Origin of the sequence: Citrobacter werkmanii (assembly GCF_008693645.1) — a bacterium.
Classification (GTDB): Bacteria; Pseudomonadota; Gammaproteobacteria; order Enterobacterales; family Enterobacteriaceae; genus Citrobacter; species Citrobacter werkmanii.
Map to the genome: position 1 here is coordinate 1360782 of NZ_CP044101.1, position 15189 is coordinate 1375970.

The 15189-nt window shown below is 54.5% G+C and carries 11 protein-coding genes; 5 read left to right on the forward strand and 6 right to left on the reverse strand.

Going from position 1 to position 15189, the window contains the following annotated elements:
* The first annotated feature begins 70 nt into the window (after positions 1-70).
* The 3 genes from prpC to prpE are packed head-to-tail and all read left to right on the forward strand — an operon-like array spanning position 71 to position 4656.
* Positions 71-1240 (forward strand): bifunctional 2-methylcitrate synthase/citrate synthase, encoded by a 1170-nt coding sequence (gene prpC / locus FOB24_RS07130; RefSeq protein ID WP_038637983.1) that lies wholly within the window; start codon positions 71-73, stop codon positions 1238-1240.
* 37 nt (positions 1241-1277) lie between these two features.
* Complete coding sequence (locus tag FOB24_RS07135; RefSeq protein WP_042310272.1) at positions 1278-2729, forward strand: bifunctional 2-methylcitrate dehydratase/aconitate hydratase; 1452 nt, start codon at positions 1278-1280, stop codon at positions 2727-2729.
* 40 nt (positions 2730-2769) lie between these two features.
* Entirely contained in the window at positions 2770-4656 is a 1887-nt protein-coding gene (gene prpE / locus FOB24_RS07140) for a propionate--CoA ligase (RefSeq protein WP_150344717.1), read from the forward strand.
* 46 nt (positions 4657-4702) lie between these two features.
* Here prpE and FOB24_RS07145 read toward each other — a convergent pair whose 3' ends face one another.
* From FOB24_RS07145 to FOB24_RS07160, 4 genes are all read right to left on the reverse strand, one after another.
* Positions 4703-4975 (reverse strand): YceK/YidQ family lipoprotein, encoded by a 273-nt coding sequence (locus FOB24_RS07145; protein ID WP_038637992.1) that lies wholly within the window; start codon positions 4973-4975, stop codon positions 4703-4705.
* Positions 4976-5130: 155 nt separating this feature from the next.
* Complete coding sequence (locus FOB24_RS07150; protein WP_069323906.1) at positions 5131-6384, reverse strand: MFS transporter; 1254 nt, start codon at positions 6382-6384, stop codon at positions 5131-5133.
* Between the two features lie 57 nt (positions 6385-6441).
* Positions 6442-9519 carry a beta-galactosidase gene (locus FOB24_RS07155; RefSeq protein ID WP_150344718.1) on the reverse strand — a complete coding sequence of 1026 codons (3078 nt, stop codon included), beginning with the start codon at positions 9517-9519 and terminating at the stop codon, positions 6442-6444.
* Positions 9520-9640: 121 nt separating this feature from the next.
* A complete protein-coding gene (locus tag FOB24_RS07160; protein ID WP_141700239.1) occupies positions 9641-10732 on the reverse strand; it encodes a LacI family DNA-binding transcriptional regulator in 1092 nt (363 codons plus the stop codon).
* A gap of 155 nt (positions 10733-10887) precedes the next feature.
* On the opposite strand from FOB24_RS07160, the gene FOB24_RS07165 reads away from it, so the two are divergent.
* Complete coding sequence (locus FOB24_RS07165) at positions 10888-11493, forward strand: class I SAM-dependent DNA methyltransferase (protein ID WP_038638003.1); 606 nt, start codon at positions 10888-10890, stop codon at positions 11491-11493.
* Here the strand turns inward: FOB24_RS07165 and FOB24_RS07170 are convergent.
* A complete protein-coding gene (locus FOB24_RS07170) occupies positions 11490-12440 on the reverse strand; it encodes a GlxA family transcriptional regulator (protein WP_150344719.1) in 951 nt (316 codons plus the stop codon). The two genes, FOB24_RS07165 and FOB24_RS07170, sit on opposite strands and share 4 nt — an antisense overlap.
* Before the next feature lie 18 nt (positions 12441-12458).
* Complete coding sequence (locus FOB24_RS07175) at positions 12459-13235, reverse strand: MBL fold metallo-hydrolase (protein ID WP_121528656.1); 777 nt, start codon at positions 13233-13235, stop codon at positions 12459-12461.
* 307 nt (positions 13236-13542) lie between these two features.
* Here FOB24_RS07175 and FOB24_RS07180 point away from each other — a divergent pair, with 307 nt between their 5' ends.
* Positions 13543-15180: a ShlB/FhaC/HecB family hemolysin secretion/activation protein gene (locus FOB24_RS07180; protein ID WP_223851245.1), complete on the forward strand. Its 1638-nt coding sequence runs from the start codon at positions 13543-13545 to the stop codon at positions 15178-15180.
* The last annotated feature ends 9 nt before the right edge of the window (positions 15181-15189 follow it).

The following is a 15189-nucleotide window of genomic DNA, read 5'->3' on the forward strand; positions in this document are numbered from 1 at the left end:
CCGGATAAGGCGAAGCCGCCATCCGGCAATAAATTTGTACCCTACATATTATAAAAATGACGAGGACAACATGAGCGACACAACAATCCTGCAAAACAACACGCATGTCATTAAACCAAAAAAATCGGTTGCGCTGTCAGGCGTCGCCGCCGGAAATACCGCGTTATGCACCGTGGGTAAAAGCGGTAATGACCTGCATTATCGCGGCTACGATATTCTCGACCTGGCGCAGCAGTGCGAATTTGAAGAAGTCGCGCACCTGCTGATCCACGGGAAATTACCTACCCGCGACGAGCTCACCGCCTATAAAAGCAAACTCAAAGCGCTGCGCGGCTTACCCGCAAACGTGCGCACCGTGCTGGAAGCGCTGCCTGCCGCATCCCACCCGATGGATGTGATGCGCACCGGCGTCTCCGCGCTGGGCTGTACGCTACCGGAAAAAGAGGGACATACCGTTTCCGGCGCGCGCGATATTGCCGACAAGCTGCTGGCGTCCCTCAGTTCGATCCTTTTGTACTGGTATCACTACAGCCATAACGGCGAGCGCATTCAGCCGGAAACGGACGATGATTCCATTGGCGGGCACTTCCTGCATCTGCTGCATGGCGAAAAACCGTCGCAAAGCTGGGAAAAGGCGATGCACATTTCACTGGTGCTGTATGCCGAGCACGAATTCAACGCGTCCACCTTCACCAGTCGTGTGATTGCGGGAACCGGCTCCGATATGTATTCCGCGATTATCGGCGCGATTGGCGCGCTGCGTGGGCCGAAACACGGCGGGGCGAATGAAGTTTCGCTGGAGATCCAGCAGCGTTATGAAACGCCGGATGAAGCCGAAGCGGATATCCGCAAACGCGTGGAAAATAAAGAAGTGGTGATTGGGTTTGGTCACCCGGTTTACACCATTGCCGACCCGCGCCATCAGGTGATTAAACGCGTGGCGAAACAGCTTTCTCAGGAAGGCGGTTCGCTGAAAATGTACAACATCGCCGACCGTCTGGAAGAGGTGATGTGGGAAACCAAAAAGATGTTCCCTAACCTCGACTGGTTCTCGGCGGTCTCCTACAACATGATGGGCGTCCCGACCGAAATGTTCACTCCGCTGTTTGTTATCGCCCGCGTGACCGGCTGGGCGGCGCACATCATCGAACAGCGCCAGGACAACAAAATTATCCGTCCTTCCGCCAACTACACCGGCCCGGAAGATCGCGTATTTGTACCGATCGAAAAGCGTTGCTAATTAAAATCTCTAAATATAAAAACAGGAGTTGTACCCTATGTCCGCACATATTTCGAACGTTCGCCCAGACTTTGACCGTGAAATCGTTGATATCGTTGATTACGTTATGAATTACGAGATCACCTCAAAGGTGGCGTACGACACCGCGCATTATTGCCTTCTCGACACCCTTGGCTGTGGCCTGGAAGCGCTGGAATATCCGGCCTGTAAAAAACTGTTAGGACCGGTGGTGCCGGGGACCGTAGTGCCGAACGGCGTTCGCGTACCGGGCACCCAGTTCCAGCTTGATCCGGTGCAGGCGGCGTTTAACATCGGCGCGATGATTCGCTGGCTGGACTTCAACGACACATGGCTGGCCGCGGAATGGGGCCATCCTTCCGATAACCTCGGCGGCATTCTGGCGACGGCTGACTGGCTGTCACGCAACGCGGTGGCGGCGGGGAAAGCGCCGTTGACCATGAAAAAAGTGCTGACCGGGATGATCAAAGCCCATGAAATTCAGGGCTGTATCGCGCTGGAAAACTCCTTTAACCGCGTTGGATTGGATCACGTTCTGTTGGTAAAAGTCGCCTCCACGGCGGTGGTCGCGGAGATGCTTGGGCTGAGCCGGGATGAAATCCTCAACGCCGTTTCGCTGGCGTGGGTCGACGGCCAGTCGCTGCGTACCTATCGTCATGCGCCAAATACCGGCACGCGTAAATCCTGGGCGGCAGGCGATGCGACCTCCCGCGCAGTACGTCTGGCGTTGATGGCAAAAACGGGCGAGATGGGATATCCGTCTGCGCTGACGGCGAAAACCTGGGGCTTTTATGACGTCTCCTTCAAAGGGGAATCGTTCCGCTTCCAGCGTCCATACGGCTCTTACGTGATGGAAAACGTGCTGTTTAAAATCTCCTTCCCGGCTGAGTTCCACTCGCAGACCGCGGTAGAAGCGGCAATGACGCTGTATGAGCAACTGCAGGCCGCGGGTAAAACGGCGGCGGATATCGAAAAGGTGACCATTCGCACCCACGAAGCCTGTATCCGCATCATCGATAAAAAAGGCCCACTGGATAACCCGGCGGATCGCGATCACTGCATCCAGTATATGGTCGCCATCCCGCTGCTGTTTGGGCGTTTAACCGCGGCAGATTACGAAGACGGCGTGGCGCAGGACAAACGCATTGATGCCCTGCGCGAGAAGATCACCTGCTTCGAAGATCCGGCCTTTACCGCCGATTATCACGACCCGGAAAAACGCGCCATTGCTAACGCCATCACTCTCGAGTTCACCGACGGTTCACGTTTTGAAGAAGTGGTGGTGGAGTACCCAATCGGTCATGCGCGCCGTCGCCACGACGGTATGCCGAAGCTGGTCGAGAAGTTCAAAATCAACCTGGCGCGTCAGTTCCCGACCCGTCAGCAGCAGCGCATTCTGGATGTCTCCCTGGACAGAGCCCGCCTGGAGCAGATGCCGGTCAATGAGTATATGGACCTTTATGTAATCTAAACCTGCGTGCGGCAAGGCGTAAGTTCAACAGGAGAGCATTATGTCTTATAGCGAGTTTTATCAACGTTCGATTACGCAACCGGAGTCGTTCTGGGCCGAGCAGGCCCAGCGCATTGACTGGCATCAGCCGTATACGCAGGTGCTGGATCACAGCAACCCGCCGTTTGCCCGCTGGTTTTGCGGCGGCAAGACCAATTTGTGTCATAACGCCATCGACCGTTGGGTGGAGAAACAGCCTGAGGCGCTGGCGCTGATTGCGGTGTCATCGGAAACCGAAGAAGAGCGTACCTTTACCTTTCGTCAGTTGTACGACGAAGTGAACGTGGCGGCGGCAATGTTGTTGTCTCTGGGCGTACAGCGCGGCGACAGGGTATTGGTTTATATGCCGATGATCGCCGAGGCGCATATTACGCTGCTGGCCTGCGCGCGCATTGGGGCGATCCATTCGGTGGTGTTCGGTGGCTTTGCCTCGCACAGCGTGGCGGCACGTATCGACGACGCCCAACCGGTGATTATCGTTTCGGCGGATGCCGGCGCGCGCGGGGGCAAGATCCTGCCGTATAAAAAGCTGCTCGATGATGCAATCAGTCAGGCGCAGCACCAGCCGCGTCATGTGGTATTGGTCGATCGCGGTCTGGCGAAAATGGCGCGGGTAGAGGGGCGCGACCTCGACTTTGCCGCGCTGCGCCAACAGCATCTTGGCGCGCGGGTGCCGGTGACGTGGCTGGAATCGAATGAAACCTCCTGCATTCTCTATACCTCCGGGACAACCGGTAAACCGAAGGGCGTCCAGCGTGACGTTGGCGGCTATGCGGTCGCGCTGGCAACCACGATGGATACCATTTTCGGCGGTAAAGCGGGCGGCGTGTTCTTCTGCGCGTCGGACATCGGCTGGGTGGTTGGGCATTCGTATATCGTGTATGCCCCACTGCTGGCGGGGATGGCGACAGTGGTGTACGAAGGGCTGCCAACGTATCCGGACTGCGGCGTGTGGTGGAAGATTGTTGAGAAGTATCAGGTTAGCCGGATGTTCTCCGCGCCAACGGCGATACGCGTACTGAAGAAATTCCCGACCGCGCAGATCCGCAATCACGATCTCTCCTCGCTGGAGGTGCTGTATCTGGCTGGGGAACCGCTGGACGAACCGACCGCCAGTTGGGTAACGGAAACGCTGGGTGTCCCGGTTATCGATAATTACTGGCAGACCGAATCTGGCTGGCCAATTATGGCGATCGCCCGTGGGCTGGACGACAGGCCGTCGCGGTTGGGCAGCCCTGGCGTGCCGATGTATGGCTATAACGTGCAGTTGCTCAATGAGGTCACCGGCGAACCCTGCGCAGCGAATGAGAAGGGTATGCTGGTGATTGAAGGGCCACTGCCGCCAGGGTGTATTCAGACCATCTGGGGCGATGACACACGGTTCGTAAATACCTACTGGTCGCTGTTTTCTCGTCAGGTATATGCCACTTTTGACTGGGGCATTCGCGATGCCGACGGCTATTACTTCATCCTTGGTCGGACGGATGACGTCATTAACGTCGCCGGACATCGACTGGGTACGCGTGAGATAGAGGAGAGTATTTCCAGCTATCCAAACGTCGCAGAAGTGGCGGTGGTCGGCGTGAAAGATGCACTGAAAGGGCAGGTGGCGGTTGCATTTGTCATTCCGAAGCAGAGCGATAGCCTGGAAGACCGTGACATCGCGCATTCAGAAGAGAAGGCGATAATGGCGCTGGTGGATAGCCAGATTGGTAATTTTGGCCGTCCGGCACACGTCTGGTTTGTGTCGCAGTTGCCGAAAACGCGCTCCGGTAAAATGCTGCGTCGCACCATCCAGGCAATCTGTGAAGGCCGCGATCCCGGCGATCTGACGACCATTGACGATCCGGCGTCGCTGCAGCAAATTCGCCAGGCGATCGAGGAGTAGCCGTTATTCATTGGCCCGGTGGCGCGATGCTTACCGGGTCTGGTTTCTAATCGACTTTCTTATACGGTCCGTGATAGTAATCAAACGGTGCATAGACTGTATCCGCCACAAAAGACAGCGGCACATCGATAAATAGCAGCGCTAAATCGAAATAATTATAATCGTAAGCGCCTGGGTTTTTTAGTTTAGCCATGTCGTGGTGCGTACCCACATAATAGGTATTCGAATCCTCGCCTTCCGTGCGCGCATTAATGCTGCCACATCCTGAAAGTAATGCGCTGATCAAGAACGCCATTACCGCAACCGTCTTTCTGCTCATCCTGTGACCTGGGTTTACCGTCTCGTTTACCATAGCAGGTTAAAAGCGGCTTTTTGTCCGCAAAACTTAAACCACCGGGTCAGGACTCACAGAGTGAGAATTGCACGTTGTAGGCCGGATAAACCGCGTGAGTGGTGCATCCGGCAAAGAGGCTTTTACAGCGCGACGCTTTCGCGACGACGCAGCAGGGAAAATGGCCCCGGTCCACTTAGGGTAAATACGGAGATCAGCGTGAAGCTCAATGCAATTATCCCCAGCACCAGATAAGCCCCCTGGAAACCAATGTTCTCATACATTTTTCCGGCCAGAACTGACATGAAAATCATTGCCAGCTGTTTGAAGAAACAGAAACACACCAGGTAAATCGTGGCCGAGAAACGCACTTCAAACTGACTGGTGATGTATTTGAAGCAACCGACAATCAGGAACGGTATCTCGAACATATGCAGCGTTTTGAGGATAACGACTTCCAGCGCCGTGGTGGCGAATGATGAACCAATGATCCGTACCGACATGATCGTACCGGCCAGCAGCAGGGCGTTCTTTCCACCGATGCGGTTCACGATCAGCGGAGCAAAGAACATGATCGAGGCGTTGAGTAATTCCCCCATGGTTGTGACGTAGCCAAACACACGGGTGCCCTGTTCGCCAGTGGCAAAGAACGAAGTAAAGAAGTTGGCGAACTGCTGGTCAAACACATCATAAGTACAGGAAACGCCGACCACGTACAGGGAGAGAAACCAGAGTTTTGGTTGTTTGAATAATTCCAGCGCCAGCTTCAGGCTGAATGCTGAGTTGTTGGCGCCTACCGCATCCGCGACTTTTGCAGAAGAGGGGGCATCTGCTTTTGAAAAGAACAGCAGCAATGCCAGAATGACCGCACAGCCAGAACCTAACCAGAAGACAAACTGGTTATTGATGGTGAACATAATTCCTGCAATCGAGGCGCACAGCGCCCAGCCCACACAGCCAAACATGCGTGCGCGACCAAATTCAAACTTGCTTCGGCGGCTGGCCTTTTCAATATAGGCTTCAATCGCCGGAGCGCCGGCATTGTAAATAAAGCCAAGATAAATCCCGCCGACAATCGACCCCAGTAAAATATTAACCTGTAATAGCGGGCCAAAAACGTAAATAAAGAACGGGGCAAACATTACCAGCATTCCAGTAATTACCCACAGCAGGTGTTTTCGCAGGCCAAGCTTATCGGAAAGTAGTCCGAAAACAGGCTGAAATAATAATGAAAACAGTGAAATACAGGCGAAAATGATCCCAGTGTCACCTTTACTGATATGGTTCACATCGTGTAACCAGATCGGAAAGAAGGGGAAATAAGCACCCATAATGAAAAAGTAAAAGAAAAAGAAAAAGCCGAACATCCAAAAGTTAGTGTTTTTTAAATAATACATGACAGACTTCCTCAGGAAAAATAAGGGCAGGTCATAACCTGCCCATTATTATTATGTTTAACCCCAGATAACCTGGTAGTGATAACGTCCGGCACTCAACAAAAACTCCGGCGACACGGAAGGACTCCATGAATCATCGCCGCCGACGCCCATATGGAAGCCATCAATATTGAGCCAGGTACCCGCCTCCGGTTGCAGCAGATGACGGTGGCTGGTTTCCATTAGTTGCTGTTGGCTAAAGCGGCTGATGTTGAACAGGAAGTCGCCACGCCATTGATGCGTGCCGTATCGCAGTTCGCGCGTGCCGCAGCGCAGACCATTTTCGCTCGGGAAAACATACGGAGTGTACATCTCATCGAGTGACAGATCCCAACGGTCAAAACAGGCGGCGCTCAGGCGATCCGGGTAGTTCTCATGTGGGCCGAGACCTAACCAGTTCACACGCTCGGCAACCTGCGACAACTGGCAGCTCAGGCCAATACGCGCCGGATGCGGCGTGCCGCTGGCAACATCGACATCCACCGTTATCTGCATCTCGCCATGACCGTTGATACGATACGATTTACGGCTGATAAACAGCGTTTCACCCTGATACTGCCACGCATGTTCGGTGGTAATCAGTACTGCGTTGCTGAGCGCGTCGGCAGCACAGTGCAGTAACGTTGCTGCAACCTGATAATGACCGGCGGCCTTCCAGCGTTCAACCCAGGCATTCGGGTCAATGCGGGTTGACTCGCTGACGCCGATGTCGTTGTCCAGCGGCGCGCGGGTGAACTGGTCGGTCAGTGGGGATAACAACTGGGCTGTATCATCAAGCCAGTATTGTGTCAGCAGGCCAGACCGACGGTCGAATTGCCAACGCTTGTTGTCATTCTCCACAGTAAAGCTGTTTTCGCTAACGTTGAGCTGTGGCGCGGTGCGGGCAGTTGGCTGCCGCGCCAGGCTGAGTTTCTCTTCCAGCTTCCACTGCTGCCAGGCGCTGATGTGCCCGGCGTCTGACCAGGCGGTGGCGCGAGGCTGTTCCACGCGCACCGTCAGCCACAGTTGGCCTGCGGTTTCCGGCATCGGGCAATCTGGCAGGGTAATCACCTGGCGGCCCTGCGGGGCAATATCCAGAACGATTTGTCCGGCGGCCAGCGGGTTGCCGTCCTGGGCAATCGACCAGTGCAGAACTTCGTTATCGCTGTGGCGGAACAGATATTCGCTGGTCACTTCAATCTGGCGTTCAGCGCCCGGCAGTAACGTAAACTGGAAAAACTGCTGTTCATGTTTGGCCTCGTATAACGCCGGATGCGGGGTGCGATCGGCGAACACCAGTCCGTTCATGCAAAATTGACGATCGTTAGGCGTGTCGCCAAAGTCGCCACCGTAGGCTGACCATGCCTTGCCATTATCATCGTGTTTAATCAGCGATTGATCCACCCAGTCCCAGACAAACCCGCCCTGCAGTCGCGGATACTGACGAAATGCCTGCCAGTATTTGGCGAAGCCGCCGAAACTATTGCCCATCGCATGGGCATATTCACAGAGAATGAGTGGACGCTGCTCGCCGGGCATCGACAGCCACTTTTTAATCGACCATTTAGGTACCGCCGGGAAGGGCTGATCCTGATCGACGCGGGCGTACATCGGGCAAATAATGTCGGTCGCCGCGGTATTCGCGCCGCCGCCTTCGTACTGTACCGGGCGTGACGGATCCTCTGATTTTATCCAGCGATACAGCGCGTCGTGATTGACGCCATGACCGGATTCATTGCCCAGCGACCAGATGATAATGCTCGGATGGTTGCGATCGCGCTGCACCATGCGCGTCACGCGCTGGCTCATGGCAGGCAACCATGTGGGATCGTCGCTCAGGCGATTCATTGGCACCATGCCGTGGGTTTCGATATTGGCTTCGTCGACCACGTACAGGCCGTAGCGATCGCACAGGGTGTACCACAACGGATGGTTCGGGTAATGGGAGCAGCGCACGGCATTAAAGTTGTTCTGCTTCATCAGCAGAATGTCCTGCACCATCGTCGCCTCGTCCATCACCTGACCGTTGACCGGATGGTGCTCATGACGGTTGGTGCCGCGAATCAACAGCGGCTTACCGTTTAACAGTAGTAGGCCGTTTTTGATATCAATCTGACGAAAGCCGACGTCACAGGCTTCTGCTTCAATCAGCACTCCATCCGCGTTATGTAATTGCACAACGGCACGGTACAGATTGGGCGTTTCAGCACTCCACAGCGCTGGCTTTTCGACGTTCAGCCGCAGGGTAACCCGGTCATGATAAGCGCCGCGTTCATCAATAATCTCACCGCCGAGTGGGGAGGTCGTTTCATCAGTCAGCGTTTCAGCTTCCCACAATTGCAGGGTAACGCGTAAATCTTCGCTCGCGTTGCCCGCCACTCTGACTTCCGCTTCCAGCACGGCGCGGCTGAAGTCATCGTTAAAACGGGTGTTAATGCGCAGGTCGCTGATTTGCGTGGTGGGCTTATGCAGCAAAGATATGTCGCGAAAGATACCGCTCATGCGCCACATATCCTGGTCTTCCAGATAGCTGCCGTCGCTCCATCGCAGCACCATCACGGCCAGGCGGTTTTCGCCGCGCAGCAGATAATCGCTCAGATCGAATTCAGACGGCAGACGACTGTCCTGACCGTAGCCGACCCAGCGACCGTTGCACCACAGATGAAATGCGGAATTGACGCCGTCAAAAATAATGCGCGTCTGACCTTCATCTAACCATGCGTCTTCGATATTAAATGTGAGCGAGTAACATCCCGTTGGGTTCTGCGCCGGAACGTACGGGGGATTAACCGGAATCGGGTAGGTGACGTTGGTATAAATTGGCGCGTCGTAACCGTCCATCTGCCAGTTAGAGGGGACGTTGATAGTGTCAGCCTGTGGCAGAACGCTTGTCAGCCAGCTTTCCGGCACAGCCTCCGGCGCGGGAAACCACGCGAATTGCCACTGGCCATTCAGCGAGCGTAACTGAGTTGAGCGCTGATTAGTTCGCGCATCATCTGCTGAGCGCCAGCTACAGAAAGGTGGGTGCGCCTCCAGGCGGTTGAGCTGCGTGACGCCGGGATTTTCCCAGTCGCGGCGGGCCAGAACAGCGGAGAGTGAATCTGTGTTCAGGTTCATAACGGTATCCTGTTTGAATTTGTTATTCGCTCACAATTTCAATCAAAATACGGATAAGCGCTCCCAACTGTAAAGGATGGGGCGTTTAATGAGTGAACTGACTCACATAATTGTTATGCGTTCACATTTTAGGTGTGAGCTGAGAAACTTGTCGCGCAAGCTGGATGAGTGAATCCGCCAGCGCCTGGGGAGAGGTGGTTTGCGTATCGGGAGGCAGAACCGTTTTGCGCTTCACCAGGGTTACGGGCAGCAGTTGGTTGCCCACGGTTGATTCGCCATGGGGAAGTTGCAGCAGCCTGTCGACGCTGGTTTCACCCAATAATGGAAAATCCTGCCTGATGGTGGTCAGCGGTGGAATGTAGCAGGCGCTGTCTTCTGTGTCATCGTAGCCGATCACCGAGATATCCATCGCCACCCGCAGGCCGAACTCGCTGATTGCCCGCATCGCGCCCAGCGCCATTTGATCGTTAGCAACCAGCATAGCGGTGGGGAGATTACCGCTATTGAGCAGATGCAGTGTTTGCTGAAAACCAGACATCGCGCTCCAGTCGCCTTCCAGCTCCGCGACGGGTTGCAACTGGTAGTACGCCAGATATTTATGCCACCCCGCATGCCGAAGCCTTGCCGAAACCGAAGTGTGCGGCCCGCTCAGCAGGGCGATACGCTGATGTCCGTTCTGCACCAGATGTTCAACGCCAAGGCGTGCGCCGTCATCATGGGAGAAAATCACGCTGTTAATGGGCGTCTGGTCAGAGACATCGAGAAACAGCACCGGCACCGTACCGCAGGCGGCAGCCACGGCAATGGCGTCTTCTTCATCCAGCGGATAGTTAATGATAAGCCCGGTTACGCGTTGGGAAAGCAGGTTGTGGACCGCGGCTTTGCATGCTTCAACGCCGCTGCGCTCGACCATGGCGATCACCACGCTGGCACCGGACTGGTCGGCGCGGGATTTTATGGCGGCAACGATTTGTGAAGGGGCGTGCAAGGCAAGGTTCGCCGTCACGACGCCAATCAGCGACGTCTGTTTACCAGCCAGTTGCTGTGCGACGCGGTTAGGGATGTAATTGAGTTCCGCCATCGCGGCCTCAACTTTCTGTCGGGTTTTTGCAGAAACGTGGCTGGCCTGATTTACGACGCGCGAGACGGTCTGGTAAGAGACTCCTGCATGGTCTGCCACATCGTATAGCGTTACCGGTTTCACGTTTATCACCCCTGTCATGATGTTTTCTACGCGCTATGATGCCACAGCGGAACAGTTTTGGGGGATTTGCGCATGGGTTCTGCGAGGCGCATTCCAGGGTTGCGTCTCTGGCAGCGGAGGATTTATCGTCGTGATTATTAACAGAATAAAAAAGCGAGGACATCGTGAGCGACGTTGCGGCAAACAACATTCTGTCCATCTACCGACGTCATGCGGATGCCTTTGCCAGTCAGCGCTCTCGTACACTGTTCGAGAAAAGCTGGCTGGATAAGTTCATCACCGTGATGGGCGGGCAGGGCAGCATTGTGGATATTGGTTGCGGGAATGGTCAGCCGATTGCCGGGTATTTTATCCAGCAAGGCTTTCAGCTCACAGGGATTGATGGTTCCGCAGCGATGCTGGCCCGCGCCCGGCAATCCTTTCCCGCGCAGCGCTGGCTGGAGCAAGATATGCGGGAGTTGGTGCTTAACGAGACGTTCGACGGCCTTATTGCGTGGGACAGCTTTTTCCATTTAACCCAGCAAGACCAACGAAAGATGTTCCCGATCTTTGACCGGCTTAGCCATCCCGGCAGCGCGCTGATGTTTACCAGCGGTACCGGGAACGGCATTGCGATGGGGCAATTTGAAGGCGAGCCGTTATTTCACGCCAGCCTCGCGCCGGACGAATACCGCGCATTGTTGTCAGCGCATGGCTTTGCGGTGGTCGAGATGGTGATGGAAGATCCGGAATGCGCAGGGCACACGGTGTGGCTGGCGAAAAAAAGCTAAATGCCGCGAAAGGTTTTGCGCCATTCGGCGGGGCTGACGCCGAAATGAGATTTAAAATGCTGACGCCAGGTGACAGGCGACTGAAAACCGACCTGTTCGGCGATGCGTTCAACGGGCAACTGACTGGACTCCAGTAACGCCTGGCTGCGGCGAAGACGCTCGACAATCAACCACTCTGCCACGCTCGATCCGGTGGCTTTCATAAAGTGACGGGTTAACGTGCGACGGCTCATCATCAGCCGCTGCGCCAGCGCATCGATACTATGCTGCTCGTGGATATGCAGGCGTAAATAATCAAGCAGGGCATTGATGCGCTGATCCTGGGTATTTTTCGCCACCGGCTGCTCGATAAATTGTGCCTGACCACCTTCGCGATGCGGCGGCACAATCATCCGCCGCGCAATCTGATTCGCTGCCGTGCTGCCAAAACGTTGGCGGATCACGTACAAACAGCAATCCAGCGCGGCGGCAGTGCCTGCTGAGGTAATAATACCGTCGTCATCCACATACAGAGCGTTGATATCCAGACGCGCCGCCGGGAAGCGGGCCTGAAAATCCTGTTCGAACTCCCAGTGCGTGGCCGCCCGTTTGCCATCCAACAGACCGGCATAGCCGAGGACAAATGCGCCCAGACACAGCCCGACAATTTGCGCGCCGTTTTGTCGGGCGCGGTTGAGCGCATCAAGCAACCCCTGCGGCGGGCGATGTGCGGTAGTGCCCCAGTAAGGGATTACCACGATGTCGGCTGCCTCCACCGCTTCATAGCCATGAGCTGCGTTAATCGAGAAACCGTCCTGTGAGGAAACAATACCGGGCTGTTTGGCGCACAATTGCACGTCGAAGCGCTTTTTCGCTGCCACTTTGTCACTGAAAATGATGCACGGCACCGAGAAGTGAAACGGGCTGAAATCTTCCACGGCGACAATAGCGACGGTAAGCGGCTGCATACGATTCCTCTGCGGATATTAAAACGTCAGGGTTTCACCATCTTCCGGCACGTTGACGCATTGCGCAATCTGGTTGTCGCTGGCGTATGACTTCAGCGCGGCGCGGGTCAACAAACAGTGGTTTATCGCCTCCATATGCGTGGCCACAATTTGTGCGTTGGGAAGGGTGAAGTGGGTTTTTAGTACATCTTCTGCGCCCATAATAATTGGGCCAAAACCGATTACGTGGGCAAAACCGGCGTTCAAAATCACCACGTCCGGTTGGAAAGTCAGCATGTTGGCTTCCACTTCGTCACGCCAGATAGTGTCTCCAACCAGATACAGCGTTTTTTCCGCCGGATGCTGAAAGATTACCCCGCAGGCATCGCCTAAACGTTCCGCCATTTGCGGGATGGCGTAAGCGCGATCTGAGCCATGCTGGCCGCCGGTTTTACGCAGGATGATGTCGCCCAGCGTGGTGTTGTGCGTCAGTACGATCAGGTGTGTGAAACCCTGATCTCGCAGTACCTGCGCATCTTGCTCATTTTGCACGTAAATCGGTTTGTCTTTCGGCACGACGCGTGCTGCAACCTCATCCCAGTGATCTTCATGCAGATGCGTCACGATCAGCGCATCGACGTTAAGCAGATTATCAATATTAACAGGCAGATCGACGGTCGGATTGCGGATCTCCGCACGTGCCGTTCCGGCAAAGCCCGGATAAGCACCTTTTGCCGCCAGCATTGGATCGATTAGAAAGGTTTTGCCGCCAAAGGTGATGCGCTGCGTGGCGTTGCGGATTTGCGTGATGTTCATGGTGTTTGCTCCACGTGTTGGGTCAGTGGTGTCATCGTAGAGTGTTGTGCATAAGTTGAATGTGGGCAAATGGGCGACTAGCGATGGGATTGGGCCAAAAGAGTAAGAATAATTTAATTTAAAAATACAAGAAATCCTAAAATGCAATAGGAATGAAGTGAAACAGCACTTAATGTCTTTACTTTTGTTTACATTTTGTGCTTTTTTTAAATGGTCGGCTGTGCTTTGCAGTCAAGTTCGCTTTCGTACTTTTTTGGAGGGTGGGGTGAAGTTCAGGGATGAAAGAAAGTTGGCATTACTGATTGGGATGTTAATTTTGCCCTTCACAACTGTTTCTGCCGCACCACTCTCTCCTGCGGATCGTAATACCATTCAGCAGCAACAGCAGCAGTTACTTAATGAAAACCAGCGCCAGCGTGAAGAGCTGGAGCGTAGCGTTACGTTGCCTGTAACCGTAACGCCGAAAACACCAGCCCGGGCTGAAGGGCCGTGTTTTATGATTTCGCGCATTGATATTGACGGCGCAACGAAGTTGTCCGCCGCTGCCTCGGCAAAGCTTATCGCGCCGTGGGTGAATCAATGCCTGGATATTCCCCGTCTGACGGAACTGACAAATGCGATTTCCGACTGGTATATCAGCCGAGGCTATATCACCAGTCGCGCCTTTTTAACCGAACAGGATCTCTCATCCGGGGTGCTGCATATCGCGGTGCTTGAGGGGAAATTGCAGCAAATACGTCTGGAAGGCGTCCCATCGCGCACTCTGCTGATGACCTTTCCCGGAATGGAAGGAAAAATTCTCAATCTGCGTGACATTGAACAAGGGATGGAGCAGTTGAATCGGGTTCGCCAGACGCCGGTGGAAATTGAAATTTTGCCGGGCAGTCAGCAGGGGTTCTCAATAGTTAACCTCACCACCACGCCAGAATTTCCACTCAATGGTTCAGTAAGTTTTGATAACAGCGGGCAAAAGAGCACCGGAACCGGGCAACTCAGTGGCGCATTATTTTTCAATAATATGCTCGGTCTGGCAGATAAATGGTTTATCAGCGGTGGACGCAGCAGCGATTTTTCCAGTAGCAAAGATGCGCAGAACTTTGCTACTGGCGTGAGTATTCCTTATGGCTACGGACTGCTTGATTACAGCTACAGCTGGAGTAACTACCTCAGCACTATTGATAACAATGGTTATGCCTGGCGTTCCACTGGTGATAGCGAAACCCATCGGTTGAACGGATCCTGGGTTTTGTTTCGCAATGGAGATGTCAAGACCGCTGCATCGCTGGGTCTCACGCATCGAATTAACCGTAACAGATTGAATGATGTCCTGCTGGAAACCAGTAGCCGCAAGCTTTCCAGTGTTTCGCTGGGTATCAACCATACGCAAAAAATTGCTTCTGGCGTTGCGACGTTTAACCCTTCATTCACCCAGGGCGTGCCGTGGTTTGGCGCAGAGGATGACAACGATAAACAAGGGGATGTACCAAGGGCGGAATTTCGCAAATGGAGCGTCAATGGCAGTTTTCAGCGCCCGTTGGCAGAAAGAGTGTGGTGGCTCAGCAGCGTCTATTTTCAATGGTCTGTGGACCGACTCTACGGCAGTGAACGCCTGACGCTGGGCGGAGAAACCTCAGTTCGCGGTTTTAAAGAACAATACATTTCTGGAGATAACGGCGGCTACTGGCGCAACGAAGTGAATTATTCGCTGTTTACGTTGCCGGTATTCGGACAGATTGGCGCGATGGCGGCATTCGACGGCGGCTGGCTGAAACAGGATAGCGTTGACAGGTATGCCTCCGGCACGTTGTGGGGGGCTGCGCTGGGATTAACCAGCTCAGGGCGCTGGTTCTCCTCTCAGTTTACCGTAGGTACGCCAGTTAACTATCCGGACTGGCTAGCCCCGGATCATCTCAATGTGTATTACCGCGTTGCGGTGGCATTTTAAGGAACAAGG